We start from the raw sequence: 19,313 nt of genomic DNA on the forward strand, positions 1-19,313 counted from the left end.
GGTGGGCGAAGCGAAACAAGGAGGGAGGACTGACAAGCGGAGAGGTCGAGTCCACCGCCTGATTCCCTACGCCGGTTCACGTGCGCACGAGGTCGCACCTACCCGGATCAGGTTCCACGGGATCAACGCTGTGTTCGTCGCGAACGCGCGTCATCTCAGCCGGCCCAACCGGCACCCCGTCAAGCGAGTAGCCTCAGTCTAGCAGTTTGCTCGGCAATGAAAAGTCCTCGTCGTCACTTGCCGATGCCCTGTCCCTGAGCGGGCAGGCGGCGTGCCCAATCCCGCGAAAACGACTGGAGCGGCATGTCGCGGGGATGTTCCACCGGCGGGGGCGCCGGTTCGGCGTCGCCCTCGACGGGTGTCGGCAGCGTCAGTTCTTGAAGCACGGTGGGCGGTGTCGTCTCACTGGGAACCAGTAACAGGCCGCGTTGCCGTAGACGCCGGCCGATGGTGAGACTGCTGCTCAGGCGAACCAGGGGGGCTGCCAGCATCAGACCCAGCCATACCGGTGTCAGCCACCAGAAGAAGGTCGGCGTGTACCACCAGGTGGCCCAGGCCCAGCAGACGCCGGCCAGGGTGCCAGGCCAGGTGTGGCGTAGCGCCTCGCGCCAGGGAAGAGCTCGCCCCTCGCGGGATTGGGGGTTCCAGGCGACGGTGCGCCCGATGAGTACTTCGATCACGAAGCGACTGTGGAAGACCATCATCAAGGGAGCGATCAGCATGGCGAACAGGGCTTCCAGCAGGGCGCTGTTCACCAGCCGGGTTCGGCCGCCGTAGTGGTCCGGGTGCTTGCGCAGGGCCAGGCAGACGCCCAGGACCTTGGGCATCAGCAGCATCGCCAGGGTGCCACCCAGCAATGGCATGATCAGGTTGGGTGGGGCGATCGGCCAGTCGGGAAAGAGCTGGGCATTGGACGTGAAGAAGTTGGGCTCGATCAGGGCGCGCATCAGGGCATCAATGGTGCTGACCACCAGGATTGCCAGCCAGATCAGCGATGACAGATAGGCCAGGGCACCGCACAGGAAGTGCACACGGCTGACCATGTGCAGGCCGCTGCCTCCCAGCAGTCGAAGGTGTTGCAGGTTGCCCTGGACCCAGCGGCGATCACGCTTGGCGTAATCGAGGATATGGCTCGGCATTTCCTCGAAGCTGCCGCCCAGGTCGGTGCGCATGCGCACTTCCCAGCCGGCACGCCGGAGCAAGGCGGCCTCGACGAAGTCGTGGCTCAGGATGTCGCCGCCGAGCGGCGGACGGCCGGGCAGTTCCGGGAGTCCGCAATGCCGGGTGAAGGCCTCGACGCGCATGATGGCATTGTGCCCGAAGTAGTTGGCGGCGTCGGACTGCCAGAAGCTCAACCCGGTGGCGAGCATGGGCGCATAGACCGCGGCGGCGAATTGGTTGGCGCGGCCGAACAGGCTGTCCTGGCGAACCGGGATCGGTACCGTCTGCAGCAGGCCAAGGCGTGGGTTGGCTTCCATCTCCGCGATCAGCTCGTGCACCGTGTCGCCGCTCATCACGCTGTCGGCGTCGAGCACCAGCATGAAATCGTAGTGTCGTCCCCAGCGCTGGCAGAAGTCACCGAGATTGCCGGCCTTGCGACCGGCATTGCTGTTGCGGTGGCGGTAGTGGAGCTGGCAATGGTCGGCGAGGCGATGCTGCAGTGCGGCCATGGTGGTGCGTTCTCGGGCGATCGTCTCGGCGTCGGTGCTGTCGCTGAGCACGAAGGCCTCGATGTGTCGTGCTTCGGTGACAGGGGGCAGGTCCCGGCAGGTGGCCTCGAGACCGGCGGCCACTCGCTCGACATCCTCGTTGTGGATCGGCATGACCAGTACGGTACGCGAATGCACATCCTTGGGCGGTCGGGGCGGCGACGCCTTGGCCAGGCTGAGGGGGTCACGGCCGGTCAGCGTCAGCGCGAAGCCGATGATGCCGCTCCAGAAAGCGATGGCGATCCAGCCGAAGGTCACGGCGAACAGCCCCAGGATGACGAGTTCCAGGGGCGTCAAGCCGCCGACGTGGAGGATGCGGAACATGGTCCACAGCCCCAGGCTGGTCGTGGCGGCGACCAGCAGGGCAAAGACCAGGCGACGCGTGCGCCGGAAAGGAACGGGGGCCGCGATGGCTCGGGAGTCAACGTCGCTCATCGGGATACCAGACATAGTTCCAGGTTTCGGTCAGGGGTTCACCGTGAAGTGTCAGGGCCAGGCGCATGTCGGCCGGCGTGCCGTCTTCCGGGGAGAGCCGGAAGTTGGCGCGCCAGGTGTTGTCGCCGGGCAGGCGCTGGACGCGCGGCTCGAGAATTTCGCCGTGGGAGGTCGTCAGCCGTGCCTCCACCGGTTGGTCGGCATCGAGATCCTCGAGAGAGGGGCCCTGGAAGTCGACGATGAAGTGGCGCTGGCTGGTTGGGGGCGGATCGTCCTGGCCCGGCATGGCGCCCCAGCCCTGGCGGCTGCGAATGACATGGGCGAGCCGCTGATCGGGGGGCGTGGCGCCGAAGGTGCGCAATCGATAGCGGAAGGTGCGTGATTGCCCGGCCTCGAGCGACTGTTCGGGGACCCAGTAAGCGGTGATGTTGTCATTGGCCTCGCTGTCGGAGGGGATCTCGACCAGTTCGAGGTGACCCTTGCCCCAGTCGTCCAGAGGGGTGACCCATTCGCTGGGCCGAGTTTCGTAGTGGGCCTCGGCGTCGAGGTAGCCGTCGAAGTGCCGAGGCCGCTGGACCAGGCCGAATCCCCGCGGGGCGGTATCCTGCAGGCTCGAGATATGCAGCTTGTCGGGGTTGCTCAGCGGTCGCCAGATACGTTCGCCGCTGCCGGTATGCAATGCCAGGCCGCTGGAATCATGGACCCGCAGGCGATAGTCGTCGGCCGGATAGTTGGCGATACCGCCGTGCATGAACATGCTGGTGAGCGGAGCGATGCCGAGCTTGCCGACGTCCTCGCGGGCAAAGAGGCGGGCTTCGGTATCGACGACGGTCTGGCTGCCGGGGTCGATGTCGAAGCGGTAGGCACCGGTCAGCGAGGGGCTGTTGAGCAACGCCAGCACGGTCATGCGGGTCGCGTCCGGTTCGGGCTTGACCAGCCAGAATTCGCGAAAGGCGGGGAATTCCTCACCGTGGGGTTCTGCAGTATCGATGGCCAGGCCTCGGGAAGAGAGGCCGTACCCCTGGCCTCGACCCACCATGCGGAAGTACGAGGCGCCGAGAAAGACCATGAACTCGTCGCGGTACTCGCCACTGTTCAAGGGATAGTGGAGGCGGAAGCCCGCATAGCCCAGGTCGTCGAGATCGAGCTTGGCGAGCTCGTCGGTCTCGCCGTCGTAACGGAAGTGCGATGTCTCGAAAGGCAGAGGCTGCACATCGCCGTCGGGGTCCACCAGATTGAGGGTGACCGGCCGGTCATAGAGAAATCCGGGATGAAACAGCTGGACCTCGAACAACCCTTGATCGTGCCAGATCGCATCCTCCGGGCGAAAACGTATCTGCCGATACTGGTCGTAATCCAGCTCGGCGAGCGCCGGGGGGATCGTCGGCGCCGCATCATTGTAAGGTTCATCGGCCAGGCGTTCGGCCCGGTCGGTGATGGTGTCGTATAGATCCTCATTGGACGAGGATCCGGCGGCTTCCATGGCCACCAGGCTCCCCAGCGCAAAGGCCAGGAGTCGGGTCGGCAACATCATGTCGCGTGTCTCCATACGGTCCCGCCGGCACTTCCCCGCGCAAGCCGGGCCAGGAGGTTCAGGTCATCCCGGAGCTTCTTGTGATGTCATGGATGCCTTGGGTGAGGTGTCACTCGCGGCGCTTGCCTCGAGCCTGTTGCATTGTCCTACCTTTGTCGATGCGTCGCCAGGATGGTTCCTGATTTCCCTGGATCAGCGATAGAGGCGAAACCGTTTCCAGTCCGGGCGCTGTTCGGCCTCCTCGGGTGTCTTGCGATAGCGCTTGTATTCCCATTGATACTGAGCCGGGTCCAGGGCAATGGCCGCCTCGACGCTGGCATTGACGCCGGCGGCGGAGGTTGCCTCGTTGCTGTCGTAGACACGCTCGTCGGCGGCCAGGAAGTGGATGGCGAAACCGCGTCCGGGCAGGCGGCGTGCCACCCCGGTGACCACGCGAGCTTCGGTGCGGGCCACCAGTTTGGGCAGCAGTGTGGCGGTGTAGGCCTGGCGCCCGAAGAAGGGCGCGAAGACACCGCTGCCCCATCCCGGTTCCTGGTCCGGGAGGATGCCGACCGCCTCGGTGCGTTTCAGGGCCTTGAGCAGGGCGGCCACGCCGCGAGGGTTGGTGGGTACCAGGCGTGCCCCCTGACGCTCGCGCCCCCGGCGGATGATAGGGTCGAGCGCTGCCAGCTTGGGTGGCTCGTACATCGCCGTGAAGGGAAAGTGGCTCGACAGCCAGAAGTTGAGCACTTCCCAGTTGCCGAAGTGCGGCGCCAGGACGATGACGCCCTGTCCCCGGTCACGCGCGTCGTCGAGCAATTCCCGGCCGTGCACTTCCTGGATTGAGTCGGAAACGCGGCGGGCATCGCCCAGCCAGGCGAAGCCCAGTTCGAGCATGGTGGCGCTGGAATGCACCAGGCTGTCCCGGGAGCGTTGCCGGCGTGCGGACTCGTCGAGTTCGGGATAGGCCTGGCCCAGGTTGATGCGCGTGACTCGCCGCTCGCGCTGGCTGACATGTTGTATCAGTGGTCCGACCAGACGGGCCAGCCGCCAGAGCGAAGCAGGTTGCCAGCCGGACAGGATACGCCATAGCGTGGCGACCGCCCGGCTCTTGAAGCGTTCGGCGAATGATGCGGATGCGGCCATGGGTCAGACCAGCCAGGTATCCACGTTTTCCGGCTTGCGGTGTTCCTGCAACCCCTTGAAGCCCTTGACGCAGCGGATGACCAGCCAGATCACCGCCAGCAGCCAGGTGAGGAAACCGATGAGGATGAAGGTCAGCAGGCCGGAGACGGCGAAGTAGAGCAGACCGATCCAGAAGGTGCGGATCTGGTAGCGGTAGTGCTCGTCGAGCCAGTCGGGCCCCTTGCCGCGATAGACGTAGGCGATCACCACGCCGACCAGGGAGGTCAGCCCGCCGGTGACGATACCCGCCAGATGCAGGGCATAGATGACCATGGGAATGGTCGTATCGGGTCTGTGATTGGATTCGACGACCACGGGATCGTGGGGCGCTTTCTCGTTCATCGGTCATCCTTGAAGGGTGGGTGAGAAGTGATGGTTGCCTGGTTCATGATACCTTGCACCGCGATCGATGCCACCGGGCGAGGGGCATGTCAGCGCAGCGGCCGGCTGATTTCCAGCAGGTTGCCGTCCGGGTCGCGCAGGTAGAGGGACTCGAGCTCGCCATTGGCCCCCTGTCGCTTGACGGGGCCAAGCTCCACATCCACCGACAGGGCTTCCAGGTGGCGCTGAATCTCGTCCAGGGGCAACTGGCTGCGCAGGCAGAGGTCGAGGCTGCCCGGTGTCGGCGTGGCGGCGCGGGGTTCGATATCGGTGGCGGTCCAGTGCAGGCGCAGTGCCATGTCGCCGAGCATCAGGTCGACGCGTTCCCGGTCGCGATAGCGTACATCGAGCCCGAGAACCCGACTGTAGAAGTCCACGGCGCGGGAAATATCGGTCACGGTGATGACCAGATGGTCCAGACCTGACAGCATGCATGTCTCCTTGAACGGTGTCTCTGACAAAAGAATACGATGATGCAGACGTGTCCGCTATGCGCCTCGCCCGATACGGGCGTCTATCACCGCGAAAACGAACGTACCTACCTTCGGTGTGGACATTGCACGCTCGTTTTCGTGCCCGCAGGGCAACATCTGTCTGCGGCCGAGGAGAAGGCCGTCTACGATTGCCACGAAAATCGACCCGATGATCCTGGATACCGGCGTTTCCTGGGACGGCTCTTCACGCCTCTAGTCGCGCGCCTGCCGCCCGCGGCGCAAGGGCTGGACTTCGGATCGGGGCCCGGGCCGACCTTGTCGCTGATGTTCGAGGAGGCGGGACACCGGATGACGATCTTCGATCCCTTCTACGCGCCGGACGAGACGGTATGGCAAGGGCGCTACGATTTCATCACGGCCACCGAGGTCGTCGAGCACCTCGCCGCGCCGGGGAGGGAGTTCGAACGGCTGGTCGCGCATCTGAAACCCGGTGGCTGGCTGGGCCTGATGACCAAGCGCGTGCGCTCGCGAGAGGCGTTTGCCGGCTGGCATTATATCCGCGACCCTACCCATGTGGCCTTCTTTTCCGAGTCGACATTCCGGTGGTTGGGAAAACGCTTCGGCCTGCACCCATGTTTTCCTGCCGATGATGTTGTGCTGTTGCAGAAAGGGTAACCGGGCGCATTTGATAACCTGCCGTTATTGAAAGGGAAATTAACCACAGGGGCAGTGGAAACCTATTGGCCGGTCGAGGGGATGAGCGTATAGTCCGCGCGACGTCGCGATACGCTGCAGATCGTGGCGTCCCTTCCTTCCCTGCCACGAGAGTCCTTCATGTCACGGCATCTGTTGTTCATGGTCCTGGCACCGTTGCTGGGGCTGTTCATCCTTGCCATCGGCAACGGGTCGCTGGCCACCCTGACCACCTTGCGGCTGGATTCCGCCGGTTATTCGCCACAGGTCATCGGCTGGGTGTCCTCGGCCTATTTCATCGGCCTGGCGCTGGGTGCGCTGTTCAATGACCGACTGCTGTTGGCGATCGGCCACATCCGTGCCTATGGCAGCTTCGCTTCCCTGGTGGCGGTGACCGTTCTCCTGCAGGGGCTGTTTGTCGACCCCGTGGGCTGGTTCGTGTTTCGCCTGATCGGTGGCTGGGCCACGGTCGGCGTCTTCCTGGTCATCGAGAGTTGGTTGCTGGCTGCCGGCGAAGCGAAGTCCCGGGGCCGTTTGCTGGCGCTTTACATGATCGCCATGTATGGCGCGGGCGTGGTGGGACAGTTGATGCTCGGCGTGACCCAGTCGATAGGCAGCACGGCACCGTTCATGATCATCGGCATGCTGGCGGCGCTCTCGGTACTGCCGATGGCGATGATCCCTCGGGTGACGCCGTTGCTGGAGAAGGCGGAGCCGCTGTCTCCCTTGCGCCTTATCACCCTGACCCCCACCGGCGTGATGGGCAGTTTTGGCTCGGGATTGGCGGTGGCGGCGATCTACACCTTGTTGCCGCTCTATCTGCAGGGGATCGGCCATGGTGTCGACCGGGTCGGCCAACTGATGGCGGTGGTAGTGCTCGGGGCCATGCTGCTGCAGTATCCGGTAGGCCGTTGGTCGGATCGCCATGACCGGCAGATGGTATTGATCCTGATGGGGGCGGCCTGCGCCCTGATTTCTGCCGGCATCCTCTGGCTGCCGCTGGGCGGTTGGGGATTGGCGGCCCTGCTGTTCCTGCTTGGCGGCGGGGTGTTCTCGCTGTATCCAGTCGCGGTCGGCCATGCCGCCGACCGCGCCCCCGCCGGTGCCCTGGTGCGCATGAGCCAGGGCCTGCTGCTGATCAATGCGATCGGGTCGACCCTGAGTCCACCGGTGATTTCGCCGGTCATGTCGGTGTTGGGAGACGAAGGACTCTTCTGGTGTCTGGGAGTGTTGGGCGTCGGGCTGGTTGGCTTTTTCGGCTGGCGGCGCAGTGTGCGTCCGGCGCCGGTGCCGGTGGCTCCCTTTTCGCCCACCACGCCGCTCAGTGCCGTGGGCGCCGAACTGGCGGTGACCGACGAGTGGGTACAGGGTGCCCTCGAGCACGAACATGTGGAAGATCTTTCCCATGCTGTGCCTGACGTGGCGGTGGCCGAGCCCTTGGTGGGGCCGCCACCGCCCGACGAGGCCCATATTGCCTACTACGAGGACGAGCCGGCGGCCGGCATGGAGCGGAACGGCTCGAAGGTTGCGACCTAGGCATAATGGTTCATGAGGCGATGTGAAAATAAGCTCGTGCCTCAGTCCTTTCTGTCGAGGAGTCGTCATGACCCCCTATATCGCCCCCGTTCGTGAGCATCGTTTCGTACTCGAGGAACTGCTGGAACACGAGGCTTTGTCGCTACCCGGTTTCGAGGAGGTGGGGGCCGACCTGGTCGAAGCGGTACTCGAGGAGGCTGCGCGTCTCGCCGGGGAAGTGTGGGCACCGCTGAATGCCAGCGGCGACCGCCAGGGCTGCGTACGCCGTGATGACGGTGGCGTGAGCGTGCCGGAGGGGTTTGCCGACGCCTACCGAGCCTACGCCGAGGGAGGCTGGAACGGTATCGGTGTCGATCAGGCGCATGGCGGGCAGGGGTTGCCCGAGGTAGTGGCCAGTGCCGTGCAGGAAATGCTGCATGGGGCCAACATGGCCCTTGGGCTGTGCCCGATGCTGACCGCCGGTGCCATCGAGGCCTTGATACAGCATGGCGACGAGGCGCAATGCGCGCGTTATCTGGCGCCGCTGGTGGAGGGGCGCTGGACAGGCACGATGAATCTCACCGAGCCCCAGGCTGGCTCCGACCTTTCCCGGGTGCGCACCCGGGCCGAGCCGACTGACGAAGCCGGCACGTACCGCCTGACCGGCCAGAAGATCTTCATCACCTGGGGCGAGCATGATTGCGCCGAGAATATCCTGCATCTGGTGCTGGCGCGCCTGCCCGACGCACCCGAAGGCAACAAGGGCATTTCGCTGTTTCTGGTGCCCAAGTTCCTTGTCGATGACGACGGTGAACCAGGTCAACGCAATGATGTTGTCTGCGCTTCCCTGGAACACAAGATGGGCATTCACGCGTCACCGACCTGCGTGCTGAGCTTCGGTGAGCGGGAAGGTGCCATCGGGTATCTGGTCGGCGAGCCGGGGCGCGGGTTGAACCACATGTTCACCATGATGAATGCCGCGCGCCACAAGGTCGGCATCCAGGGCATCGGGGTGGCCGAGCGAGCCTGTCAGCAGGCGTTGGCCTACGCCCGGGAGCGTCGCCAGGGGCGCCGCAGCGGCGAGGAGTGCGCGATCGCCGAGCACCTCGATGTAAAGCGCATGTTGCTGTCGATGCGCGCGCGAACCGATGCCCTGCGCGCCCTGGCGCTGACATGCGCGTCGGAGATGGACAAGGCGCGTCATGTCGAGGAAGACGATGCCCGGCGACGAGCCCAGGCTCGGGTCGATGTGCTGATCCCGGTGGTCAAGGCCTTTTCTACCGATCAGGCCGTGGAGATCGCCTCTTTGGGGATACAGGTTCATGGTGGCATGGGGTACATCGAGGAGACTGGCGCCGCTCAGTTGCTGCGCGACGCACGCATCGCGCCCATCTACGAGGGGACCAATGGTATCCAGGCCCTGGACTTGGCCGGTCGCAAGCTGGGTCGTGATGGCGGTGCTGCCTTGGCCGCCCTGATCGATGATGTTGAAGCCACGGCGTCGGCACTGGCCGCGCGCGAGGAACTGGTGGCGCTTGGCGAGAGCCTGGCCGGTGGGGCAGCCGACCTGCGCGTTGCCATGGCTGCCGTGCTGGAGAGCAGTCGTGATACCCAGCATGGCGAAGATGCCATTCAGGCCTTCGCCACGCCCTTTCTTTCGCTGGTCGGCCATGTCCTGTGTGCCTGGCAGATGGGACGTGCCGCCCTGGTGGCCGAGGCGGCACTGCTTGACGGCAGTACGGATCCCTTCTATCGCGCCAAGTTGGCTGCCGCCGACTACGCCCTGCGTCATTGGTTGCCGGTCGGTCGTGCCCAACGTGCCGTGATCGAGGCCGGCGTGGATGGCCTGACACACTACGTCCCGGATATCGATTGACCCCCCTTTGTTGCTCTGTGTGGTAGCTCCGGTGGCCCACCCAAAGGAATGATTGCCGCCCAACCTAGCGTTCGCTAGGGTTGGGGCGAAGCATCGTCGTTTCACAACATGAGGAGCTACCATGAGCGAATCCTTGATCGAGGTGCGGGACAATGCCGGCATCGTGCGCCTGACCATCAACCGCCCCAAGGCGCTCAATGCCTTGAACAGCGAGGTGATCGCCGAGCTCGAACGTCTTCTGGTCGATCTCGAGGGGCGCGATGACCTGCGTGCCGTCCTGATCACCGGGGCTGGTGAAAAGGCCTTCGTGGCCGGTGCCGACATCACAGAGATGCGCGGCAAGTCACCCCAGCAGGCTCGCGATTTCGCCGGCCAGGCACTGCGGACCATCAAGCGTCTGGAGACGTTGCCGGTGCCGGTGGTGGCTCTGGTCAACGGCTTCTGCCTGGGCGGCGGTTGCGAGCTGGCACTGGCCTGTGACTGGGCGGTAGCCAGCGACAATGCCATCTTCGGCCAGCCCGAAGTGCAGCTCGGCGTGATTCCCGGGTTCGGCGGGACGCAGCGCTTGCCGAGGCGCGTCGGGCCGGCAATGGCGCTGGACCTGGTGACGACCGGCCGCAAGATCGATGCGGCCGAGGCGTTGCGCATCGGGCTGGTCAATCGTGTCATGACCCAGGATGAGCTGGAGGCTTACGCGGACGAGCTGGCCGGGCAGCTCGGCGGCAACGGACCGCAAGCGGTACGCAGCGCCAAGCAGGCCGTGCATGATGGTCTGGATCAGGATCTGGACAGTGCCCTGGCGCTGGAAAACAGCCTGTTCGCGCTGTGCTTTGCCTGCGAAGAACAGACCGAGGGCATGGGCGCCTTCGTCGAGAAGCGCAAGCCGAACTTCCGCTAGCCATTGCCGGCAAGTTGTCCCGGACGGCCACGGCGAGATGTCGTGGCCGTTTGGTTGATGTTGTCATGGCCTGGCGTGTCCTCGAAGGCGCGTGACGGAAGAGAAAAGCAGTCAGCGGGACAAGTACCGTCAAGGTGATGACGGGAGGGGCTATGGTGGTGAAGCTTGAACGTGCCGAACCTCATCATCTGGATGCCGTCCTTGAGTTGGTACGTGCCTTTCATGCTGAAGAAGGTGTGACGCTCGAAGAAGAAAGGCGCTCTGAGGCGGTCAATACGCTGCTGAACGCCCGTCACTACGGGTATATTTTTCTGATATATGCAGAGGAAGGTCTGATCGGTTACCTCGTGGTCTGTTTCGGCTATTCGATCGAGTTTGCCGGTCGCGATGCCTTCATCGATGAATTGTATGTCATCCCTGAAGCACGTGGTCGGGGGGCGGGCAGGGCTGCTCTTACGGAGCTTTCGCAGACGATGCAGGAAAACGGGGTTGTTGCTCTGCATCTAGAAGTGGAAAGATCGAATGACCGTGCACGATGCCTTTATCGAGAGATTGGATTCACGCCTCGCGACAACTATGGGCTGATGTCGCTATCGTTGGTGTGATTCCGTCATCAGTGCGACTCCTGATGACTCGGTCAGAAAATCGGGGAGTGCGAGATGAAAACCATCGGCCTGTTGGGTGGCATGAGCTGGGAGTCCACGGAGAGCTATTATCGGGCGCTCAATACCGGCATCAAGGCGTCGCTGGGAGGCCTGCATTCAGCGAGGGTGGTGATGGTCAGCGTCGATTTCGCCGACATCGAGGCGCTGCAGCGCCAAGAGGACTGGGAGGCCATGGCGAACATCCTGGCTCGGGAGGCGCGCCATATCCAGATGGCGGGAGCGGACATGTTGCTGATCGCCACCAATACCATGCACAAGGTGGCACCCGAGGTGGCCGAGGCTATCGACATTCCCCTGCTGCATATCGCCGATGCCACCGGGGAACGGCTGGTGGCCGACGGCATGCAGCGTGTCGGCCTGCTGGGCACCCGCTTCACCATGGAACAGGACTTCTACAAGGCCCGCTTGACCGAGCGCTTCGGCATCGAGGTACTGGTGCCCGAGGAGGAGCAGAGGGAGCAGATCCACCGGGTCATCTATGAGGAACTGTGTCAGGGGCGGATCGAGCCGTCGTCCAAGGTCGGGTATCTCGACATCATCGAGACGTTGCACCAACGAGGCGCCGAGGCGGTGATCCTCGGCTGTACCGAAATTGCCCTGCTGGTCAATCAGACGGATACGGACTTGCCGCTCTACGATACCACGGCGATCCATGCGGCCAGTGCCGTTGCCCGGGCGCTCGAGGCTTGATGGGCTTCCGGCGGTGAGCAGCCGGGCTGGCGCTGGTAGAGTAAGGGATCACGAATTCGCCAAGGGAGAGGCAAGGTGCGCATTACTCAGCTCAACATCTATCCGGTCAAGTCATTGCGAGGCATCGGCCTGGAGGCGGCGTCGATCACTGCCCGCGGGTTCGCCTTCGATCGGCACTGGATGGTCGTCGATGATGACAACCGTTTCGTGACCCAGCGGGAACTGCCGGCCATGGCCCAAGTGGTGGTAAGGCTCGAATCGCACGCCTTGATTCTCGAGCATGCCGACGCCGCCGAGCCCCTGGTCATCGAGCTTGAGCGCAATGAGGTGGCACCGCGCCTCGAGGTGCGCATCTGGAAGGAGGTCTGCGAGGCGCTGGACGAGGGAAGCAGGGCCTCCGACTGGTTGACCGAGGTACTCGGCCGCCCTGGCGGCAGTCGCCTGAGGCTGGTGCGCTTTCCCGATGACCAGCGTCGCGACATCGAGTCCGATTATCTGCGTGGTGAGAGTGCCCAGACCGGCTTCGCCGACGGCTACTCCTTTCTGGTGACGTCCGAGGCGTCACTCGCGGCGCTGAATGCGCGACTCCTCGACAAGGGGCTCGATGAAGTGCCGATGAGCCGGTTTCGTCCCAATATCGTGGTGCAAGGTGAAGCGGCCTTTGACGAACGGGAGTGGGATGAGCTCGGTAATGAGGAGGTGCGCCTGGGGCTGCGCAAGCCCTGCAAGCGTTGCAAGATCATCACCCAGGATCAGCGGACCGGTGACGCCCCCACACCCAAGGAACCGCTCAAGACGTTGGTCGAGATGGCAACCCAGCCGGGCTGGAAAGGCGCCTTCTTCGGGCAGAACGCCATTCTGCTGGCCGGCGAGGGACGAGAGTTGCGCGTGGGCGATCGGGTGAATGTCTCGAGGCGGCGTGCGGATAGCTGAGCATGGCAAGATGGTCACTCGTGCCGGCCCATCAGGAGGAACGCGCCTGGGCAGCAGCTTTGGTCCTTGAGAACATGTCGCTGTATTACCGGCGACATGGCATCGACTGGTGCCATACCCGCTTCGCCGCCGATTGGGAGGCGGGGGAGAATCGTCTGCTGTGGATGGGCGATGAGCGCATCGGTTACCTGCGCCTATGGCAGAACGGTGGCCGAATTTACCTTCAGGACCTGCAGGTGGTCGCCGGACATCGCGACCGGGGCTGGGGAGGTCGCATGCTGAACGAGGTAAAGGCGCTGGCATGCTCCCGAGACATTCGAGCCATTCGCCTCAAGGTCTTCGAGGACAGCCCGGCCGTGCGTCTCTATCGGCAGCACGGGTTCGAGACCCTCGTGCGCGAGCCGCCCCTCATCGGCATGGCGCTGCCCGTGGGCCGCCATGCCGATAGCTCCTGAGGCAGTCAGCGAGCGGGGTCGATCATGCCCCCAAGCGAGGCATTGCGGCGGAACCAGCCGGCGATACTGGCCCGGGGCCAGCGGGTTGGCAGCACCTCATGGGGGATGGTCTCGGCGAGAAAACACACGAAGGTGCCGGCCTCGGGCCGGACCCGAGCCACCTCGCGCTCGTCGTCCGGTGAGTAGATGACCATTTCGCCCCCACCATCCGACGGCCAGTCGGGCGTCAGATAGCCGACCGTGGACACGACGCGATTGGCGCGCCCCCGGAAGCTGTCCAGATGGCGCCGATAGAAGGCGCCGGGCGGGTAGTGGGCAAAGTGAGCCTCGTACTCGAACAGGCCTAGAAACAGCGCCTGGTTCAGGGCCTGCTGGAGTTCTCCCATGGCATCGAGATAACGCCGCTGGGCCTGGCTCTCGCGATCCAGCCAGCGAATGGCGTCACCGCGCACATCGCGTCGCAGATGATGGTTGTCGCCACGGCCGATGCCGGCGGCCACCAGGGCGTCGCGTGCCGTCATGTCGTCGAGTTCGGCATGCAAGGCCTCGCACAGGGCGTCGGGGAGAAAGGCGGTGCCGACATACCACCCCTGGGTGACCAGGCCATCGATCAGTTCGCCAAGGCGGGCTTCGGGAAGTCGTGGCGTGTCGTTCATGGTGCGGACATCCGGCGTGCAGGATGGTGTCGCAATTCGCCGCCGGGGCGATGAAAGAGGCTGATCGGCATATCGAAGCCCTCGGCCAGCAGTTCCACCAGCATCATCGACGATAACCCCCAGATGACATGCTCGTCCTGGCGGTAGCTGGGCACGTAATAGTCACGTTCATCGACACGGATCACGTCGGTATGGGTGCGTTGGTCCTCGAGGAAGTGGCGCACGGGGACCTCGAAGATGGTATCCAGCTCGCGTGGATCGGGTGTCAGCGGCAGGTCCGGGGGGATCACGCCGACGAAGGGCGTCACCAGGATGCCGTGCAACGAGACGACGTCCGAGAGCCTTCCGAGGATCTCCACGCGTTCGGTGGGAAGACGGATCTCTTCCCGTGATTCGCGCAGGGCGGTGGACAACAGGTCGGGATCTTCAGGCTCGCGCTTGCCGCCGGGGAAGGCGACCTGGCCACTGTGGGTGGCAAGGTGCGCGGCGCGGCGGGTGAACAGCAGCGTCGGTTCCGGGCGAGCCACCACGGGAATCAGTACGGCGGCCCGGGGCAGGTCGAGCTGCAGGCGACGAGGGGCATGCGCTTGCAGGCGCTCACGGAGTTTCTCTAACATGGTCTTTCCGTCGGGTTTCACCCCTTGTACCCAGTCGCCGAGCGCGGCGTCAAGTCCGGGCCGGGAGCATGTCGCCGGCTCGTCAGGGAGGACCATGAATTTTTGCAGCCATTGTGGCCAGCCGGTCCGCTTCGCCATTCCCGAAGGGGACGACAGGCCGCGCTATATGTGCGACGCCTGCGGAACCATTCATTATCAGAACCCGCGTATCATCGCCGGGACGCTGCCGGTCAGCGGTTCACGGATCCTGCTGTGCCGTCGTGCCATCGCGCCGCGCAAGGGTTACTGGACATTGCCGGCCGGCTTCATGGAGAACGCCGAGACCACCCTGGAGGCCGCGGCGCGCGAGACGCGGGAAGAAGCCTGTGCCGAGGTGGCGTTGCATGGCCTCTATACGCTGATCAACCTGCCGCATATCGATCAGGTCTACATGATCTTTCTGGCCGACCTCGAAGGCAGCTTCGATGCCGGCCCGGAGAGTCTCGAAGTGGCACTGTTCGAGGAGTGGGAGATTCCCTGGGACGAGCTGGCCTTTCCCACTATCGAACGGACGCTGCGCCACTTTTGCGATGATCGTCGCGAGGGAAACTACCCATTGCATGTCAGCGATATCACGCCGGAGGATCGCGAACGCTATTTCGGCTCGGCCTGACGGCTTTCGACAGGTCGGAACGCGACAGGCTCGGATGGCTTCACCCAGGACGGCGCGGACGAGGTGCTCGCGTGGGCCATGCAACGCCTGTTGTCCCAAAGCCTGTTGCCTTAAATGTCTTCCAGGCGCCATGCGTCGAACGCTGGCTCCTCATAGGGATGGGCTTGCCGCAGTGCCGCTACGGCATCGTGGATGAGCGCGTCGTCGCAGACGAGCTCGACCTTGAGTTCGGCGACCCTTTCCAGATCGCCGACCTGGCCGATATGCGGATCGGCGCCGTCCAGCGGGCGGAATTGTCCGGTGCCCCGGGTCTGGAAACAGCATGCCTCGTAGTCGCCGATGCGCCCTGCGCCGGTGGCAAAGATGGCTTCCTTGACGGCTTCAGCATCTTCCTCGGGAACGAAGAAAGCGAGTTTATACATGGCATGTCCTCCTCGGGTGGTTCGGGTCCATCCTCGTGGCTGAAACAGCGTCTGGCAAGGCATCGGCCCAAGCCAGCCGCTGGCTGATGTTGGACAAGTGCTCGACGAGACGAAGGGAGCGGGATCATGGATACCGAATGGCGTGATTTTCTGATGTCTCTCGATCTATCGCCCCGCGGCGAGCCTCGCCCGCTGGGCGGTGGCGATATCGCGGCGGTGTCGTGGCTGGAAACCGATCAGGGGCCGGTGGTGATCAAGCGTGACGACCCCGAGCGACTTTCCGGCGAGGCGGAGGGCTTGCGCGTCCTGCGTCAGGCATCAACGCGGTTGGTGGTGCCCGAGGTACTGGGGGAAGGCGAGGGTTGGCTGGTCATGGAGGCGCTGGAGAGCGCCGGACGCGCCGGAAGAGACGAAACGGTCCTGGGTGAGGGGCTGCGCGAACTGCACGGCGTGACGCGAACGGCGCATGGCTGGCATCGCGACAATGCCTGTGGCGCCACCCCCCAGCCCAATGCGCCCCTCGAGGATGGGCGGGCTTTCCAGCGTGAGCGACGTTTGCTGCCGCTGGCTCGTGCCTGCCATGACAAGGGGCTGCTCGATGGCCGCTTGTGCACCAGGCTGGAGCGTGTCGCCGATGGCCTGGAGAGCTGGCTGCCTTCGCAGCCCGCCAGTCTGGTGCATGGCGATCTATGGTCGGGCAATGTGATGTTCACGCGTCGCGGGCCGGCCATCATTGATCCGGCGATCCATCGGCACTATCCCGAGGTCGATCTGGCCATGCTGACGCTGTTCGGCGCGCCGGGAGAGGCCTTCTTCACAGCCTACTGGGATGGTGCCATGCCCGATGACTGGCCGCGTCGCGAGGCGCTGTTTCAACTGTATCCGCTGCTCAATCACCTGTTGCTGTTCGGTGGCGCCTATCGTGGCGGCGTCGAGCGTGCGGTTGGTCGGGTAGAGAACGGCTGAACGTCACTCTGCCGCCGATGCCCGACGTTGCCCGAACAGCCGGCGCCACCAGGGTGCCCGGGAGGCGTCGTTCGGGGATGAGGTCTCCATGGGTCGAGTCAGGAAGTCGAGGATCGGTTCTACCTGGCTGGGGCGATCGAGCATGGGGGCGTGGCCGCATTCGGGCACTTCCAGGCTGACCAGGTCGGGGCGTGATTCGCGCATCTTGTCTATACTCTCGGCGCTCAGTAGCGTGGAAGCGCCACCGCGTACCACCATGACAGGGCACTGAATGGCACGCCAATCGTTCCAGAGATCGCGCGGCGTGTCATGGATGAATTGCTCACCGATGCGGGGATCGAAGTGGTGAGTCCAGCTGCCATCGGGGAGTCGGCGGGCACTGTTCAGCGCCAGTCGCCGCCAGGCATCGTCGTCCTCGATGCCGAAGTCGGCGTAATGGCGGCGCAGTTCGGCCTCCAGCTCACTGAACCGGGTGAAGCGATGAGGAACGGCGAAATAGGAGGCCAGCGAGGTCATGCCATCGGCTTCGAGTTCGGGGCCGACGTCATTGAGCACCAATCTATCGATGCGCGAAGCGGTGTCCTTGTCGGCGGCCAGCAGCAAACCCAGCAGGCCGCCCATGGAGGTGCCGACCCAGGCCACCCGTTCGAGCTGGAAATGATCCAGCACCGCCTCGGCGATTGTCATGTAATGCGAGTAGAGATAGTCGTGGGCAGGATAGAGCGACCAGCTGGAAAGCCCTCGCCCGGGAGTGTCCGGTGCCAGCACGCGCCACTCGGGACCCAACTGGCGTGCGAAGTCGTCAAAGTCGCCCCCATGCCGCGCCAGGCCATGCCAGGCGATGACGGTGCGAGGAGCGTCCGGATTCCATACCCGCACGGCGATTTCCAGTTCCCGGACCTTGAGCAGGGTCAATGCATCCATGGTGTGGCGTCCTTGTTGGTCTGCGCTACGCTGTCTTGCAGCTTAGTCGGTACGATGAGGCGTGCTGGCGAAACGGAAAATTTTCACGCAACTTGCATGAACAGCGATGGATTCATGCTGGAAACATGCGACAATGTATGTAAATCAAGTCCACGAATCGACAAAGGATCTTGCCGATGATGCCTTCTCGTCCCGTGAAGCCGGCGAGCTGTGCCGCCCGTCCGGCCCGTAGGGCTCTTTTGCCAATGCTAGTCGCCTCCTTGATGGCCGGCCAGGTACAGGCCGCCGATTTGCTGACCATCACGCGGGATGCCCTGGAAAACAACGCCGAACTGGCGGCCGCTCGGTCCGAGACCAACAGCGTGGAAGCCGGGCGTGATGTCGAGCGTGGCGATCTGTTGCCCCAGGTGAACGCTTCCGGGCAGGTCGCTCACAACGAGCAGTTCGAGAGTCAGTCCAGCAAGTTCAGCGTGGGAAGCACACCTTCCGATGATAGCTACAACAGTGCCAGCCTGACGCTGGAGGCGTCCCAGGCGTTGTACGATGCGGTCAACAGCGCCGAGCTCGAGAAGGCCGAGCGACAGATCGATCAGCAGACCTATCAGCTCGCGGCAACCGAGCAGCAGGTGCTGATCGATGTGGCCTCGGCTTACTTCGATATCCTGCGTGCCCATGAGATCCTCGAGGCTCGCCGTGCTCAGGAGCGTGCCATCGGGCGTCAGTTGGAGCAGGCGCAAGAGCAGTTCGACGTGGGCCTGATCGCTGTCACCGAGGTGGAAGAAGCACAGGCAAGCTATGATCAGTCGCGTGCCGATCGCATCTCGGCCGAAAGCGATTTGCAGGTGGCCTTCGAGGCGCTCGAACGCTTGACCGGCAAGCGTTATGACAGCATCGAGTCATTGGAGGAGGCCATGCCGGTCACGCCTCCCGAACCCGCCAAGCGTGGTGCCTGGGTCGACCTGGCCATGGAAAACAGCCCTCTGGTGCTGGCCCAGCAGGCCGGTGTCGAGGTGTCGCGTAGTGCGGTCGATGTTTCCAAGGCGCAACGCCTGCCGGTGGTCGAGGCCTTCGCCAACTACCAATATGCCGATAGCGATAACGATACCCTGAAAGGCGAGGATTCCTCCGCTCAGGTCGGTGTCGGGGTGAGCGTGCCGCTGTACACCGGCGGGAGTACCAGTGCGGGGATTCGCCAGAGTACCTATGCCCTGGAGTCCAGCCAGTACAACTTCGAGGCTCAACGTCGCGATACTGTCCAGCAGGTACGTTCGCTGTTCACCCAGGTGAGCAATGACGTGTCCACGGTGGAGGCGCGGGCCCAGGCGATCGTCTCCAACCGGAGCGCCCTGGAGGCGACTCGCGCCGGTTACGAAGTGGGTACGCGCAACATCGTCGATGTGCTGAATGCCGAGCAGAGCCTCTACGATGCCATCGCCAACCACGCCGACGCGCGTTATGACTACGTCATCAACCTGCTCACCTTGCGGCAGCAGTCGGGGACCCTGGATGTCGATGCCATCGAGGAAGTCAACGGCTGGTTGACTGAGAGCGAGAGCGTCACCTTCACGCTGCCGGAAGAAGGGCGTTATGACCAGGTGCTTGATATCGGCGCACCACCCCAGCCCGACGCATGATGCCGTCGGCATCCAAAAGACATACAGGTGTGGATGTATATTTTACATGCACGCCTGTAT

General features: G+C 63.9%; 20 protein-coding genes and 1 riboswitch. Of the genes, 11 read left to right on the top strand and 9 right to left on the bottom strand.

Annotated elements, in window-relative coordinates:
• Positions 1–45: 45 nt before the first annotated feature.
• Positions 46–189: riboswitch (TPP riboswitch) on the bottom strand.
• 44 nt (positions 190–233) lie between these two features.
• The 5 genes from mdoH to HSDC_RS01025 form a co-directional block, all read right to left on the bottom strand.
• Positions 234–2,144 carry a glucans biosynthesis glucosyltransferase MdoH gene (mdoH, locus tag HSDC_RS01005; RefSeq protein ID WP_244534394.1) on the bottom strand — a complete coding sequence of 637 codons (1,911 nt, stop codon included), beginning with the start codon at positions 2,142–2,144 and terminating at the stop codon, positions 234–236.
• Positions 2,131–3,678 (bottom strand): OpgD/OpgG family glucan biosynthesis protein, encoded by a 1,548-nt coding sequence (locus HSDC_RS01010; protein WP_244534395.1) that lies wholly within the window; start codon positions 3,676–3,678, stop codon positions 2,131–2,133. Before HSDC_RS01010 ends, mdoH begins: the two co-directional genes overlap by 14 nt.
• 192 nt (positions 3,679–3,870) lie before the next feature.
• The gene (locus HSDC_RS01015; protein ID WP_064698068.1) at positions 3,871–4,803 is read right to left on the bottom strand and encodes a lysophospholipid acyltransferase family protein; all 933 of its coding nucleotides are present in this window, start codon (positions 4,801–4,803) and stop codon (positions 3,871–3,873) included.
• A gap of 3 nt (positions 4,804–4,806) precedes the next feature.
• On the bottom strand, positions 4,807–5,184 hold the full coding sequence (locus HSDC_RS01020) for a DUF4870 family protein (RefSeq protein WP_064698069.1): 378 nt from the start codon (positions 5,182–5,184) through the stop codon (positions 4,807–4,809).
• 89 nt (positions 5,185–5,273) lie between these two features.
• Complete coding sequence (locus HSDC_RS01025) at positions 5,274–5,654, bottom strand: glyoxalase/bleomycin resistance/extradiol dioxygenase family protein (protein ID WP_064698070.1); 381 nt, start codon at positions 5,652–5,654, stop codon at positions 5,274–5,276.
• A gap of 39 nt (positions 5,655–5,693) precedes the next feature.
• On the opposite strand from HSDC_RS01025, the gene HSDC_RS01030 reads away from it, so the two are divergent.
• The 8 genes from HSDC_RS01030 to HSDC_RS01065 all read left to right on the top strand — a co-directional run bounded on the left by HSDC_RS01030 (position 5,694) and on the right by HSDC_RS01065 (position 13,382).
• Positions 5,694–6,332 carry a class I SAM-dependent methyltransferase gene (locus tag HSDC_RS01030; protein WP_064698071.1) on the top strand — a complete coding sequence of 213 codons (639 nt, stop codon included), beginning with the start codon at positions 5,694–5,696 and terminating at the stop codon, positions 6,330–6,332.
• 159 nt (positions 6,333–6,491) lie between these two features.
• Positions 6,492–7,886 (top strand): MFS transporter, encoded by a 1,395-nt coding sequence (locus HSDC_RS01035; protein ID WP_064698072.1) that lies wholly within the window; start codon positions 6,492–6,494, stop codon positions 7,884–7,886.
• A gap of 67 nt (positions 7,887–7,953) precedes the next feature.
• On the top strand, positions 7,954–9,741 hold the full coding sequence (locus HSDC_RS01040; RefSeq protein WP_064698073.1) for an acyl-CoA dehydrogenase family protein: 1,788 nt from the start codon (positions 7,954–7,956) through the stop codon (positions 9,739–9,741).
• Between the two features lie 121 nt (positions 9,742–9,862).
• Complete coding sequence (locus HSDC_RS01045; protein WP_064698074.1) at positions 9,863–10,639, top strand: enoyl-CoA hydratase-related protein; 777 nt, start codon at positions 9,863–9,865, stop codon at positions 10,637–10,639.
• A gap of 152 nt (positions 10,640–10,791) precedes the next feature.
• Complete coding sequence (locus HSDC_RS01050) at positions 10,792–11,244, top strand: GNAT family N-acetyltransferase (protein ID WP_064698075.1); 453 nt, start codon at positions 10,792–10,794, stop codon at positions 11,242–11,244.
• A 54-nt stretch (positions 11,245–11,298) separates the two neighbouring features.
• Entirely contained in the window at positions 11,299–11,994 is a 696-nt protein-coding gene (locus HSDC_RS01055; RefSeq protein WP_064698076.1) for an aspartate/glutamate racemase family protein, read from the top strand.
• 75 nt (positions 11,995–12,069) lie between these two features.
• The gene (locus HSDC_RS01060) at positions 12,070–12,927 is read left to right on the top strand and encodes an MOSC domain-containing protein (protein ID WP_064698077.1); all 858 of its coding nucleotides are present in this window, start codon (positions 12,070–12,072) and stop codon (positions 12,925–12,927) included.
• Positions 12,928–12,929: 2 nt separating this feature from the next.
• On the top strand, positions 12,930–13,382 hold the full coding sequence (locus HSDC_RS01065) for a GNAT family N-acetyltransferase (protein ID WP_082919907.1): 453 nt from the start codon (positions 12,930–12,932) through the stop codon (positions 13,380–13,382).
• A gap of 5 nt (positions 13,383–13,387) precedes the next feature.
• Here HSDC_RS01065 and HSDC_RS01070 read toward each other — a convergent pair whose 3' ends face one another.
• On the bottom strand, positions 13,388–14,038 hold the full coding sequence (locus tag HSDC_RS01070; protein WP_064698079.1) for a 2OG-Fe(II) oxygenase: 651 nt from the start codon (positions 14,036–14,038) through the stop codon (positions 13,388–13,390).
• Positions 14,035–14,655, bottom strand: coding sequence for a CoA pyrophosphatase (locus tag HSDC_RS01075; RefSeq protein WP_137055160.1), 621 nt, complete (start codon positions 14,653–14,655; stop codon positions 14,035–14,037). The genes HSDC_RS01070 and HSDC_RS01075 overlap by 4 nt, the downstream gene beginning before the upstream one ends.
• A 94-nt stretch (positions 14,656–14,749) precedes the next feature.
• Between HSDC_RS01075 and HSDC_RS01080 the strand changes: the two genes are divergently transcribed.
• A complete protein-coding gene (locus HSDC_RS01080) occupies positions 14,750–15,307 on the top strand; it encodes an NUDIX hydrolase (RefSeq protein ID WP_064698081.1) in 558 nt (185 codons plus the stop codon).
• Between the two features lie 110 nt (positions 15,308–15,417).
• Here HSDC_RS01080 and HSDC_RS01085 read toward each other — a convergent pair whose 3' ends face one another.
• A complete protein-coding gene (locus HSDC_RS01085) occupies positions 15,418–15,729 on the bottom strand; it encodes a YqfO family protein (protein ID WP_064698082.1) in 312 nt (103 codons plus the stop codon).
• A gap of 126 nt (positions 15,730–15,855) precedes the next feature.
• Between HSDC_RS01085 and HSDC_RS01090 the strand changes: the two genes are divergently transcribed.
• Positions 15,856–16,695 (top strand): fructosamine kinase family protein, encoded by an 840-nt coding sequence (locus HSDC_RS01090; protein ID WP_064698083.1) that lies wholly within the window; start codon positions 15,856–15,858, stop codon positions 16,693–16,695.
• Between the two features lie 3 nt (positions 16,696–16,698).
• On the opposite strand, the gene HSDC_RS01095 is transcribed toward HSDC_RS01090, so the two are convergent.
• The gene (locus tag HSDC_RS01095) at positions 16,699–17,619 is read right to left on the bottom strand and encodes an alpha/beta fold hydrolase (protein WP_064698084.1); all 921 of its coding nucleotides are present in this window, start codon (positions 17,617–17,619) and stop codon (positions 16,699–16,701) included.
• Positions 17,620–17,795: 176 nt separating this feature from the next.
• Between HSDC_RS01095 and HSDC_RS01100 the strand changes: the two genes are divergently transcribed.
• Entirely contained in the window at positions 17,796–19,253 is a 1,458-nt protein-coding gene (locus HSDC_RS01100; RefSeq protein WP_064698085.1) for a TolC family outer membrane protein, read from the top strand.
• The last annotated feature ends 60 nt before the right edge of the window (positions 19,254–19,313 follow it).

The sequence above is a fragment of the Halomonas caseinilytica genome (genome assembly GCF_001662285.1).
GTDB lineage: Bacteria > Pseudomonadota > Gammaproteobacteria > Pseudomonadales > Halomonadaceae > Halomonas > Halomonas caseinilytica.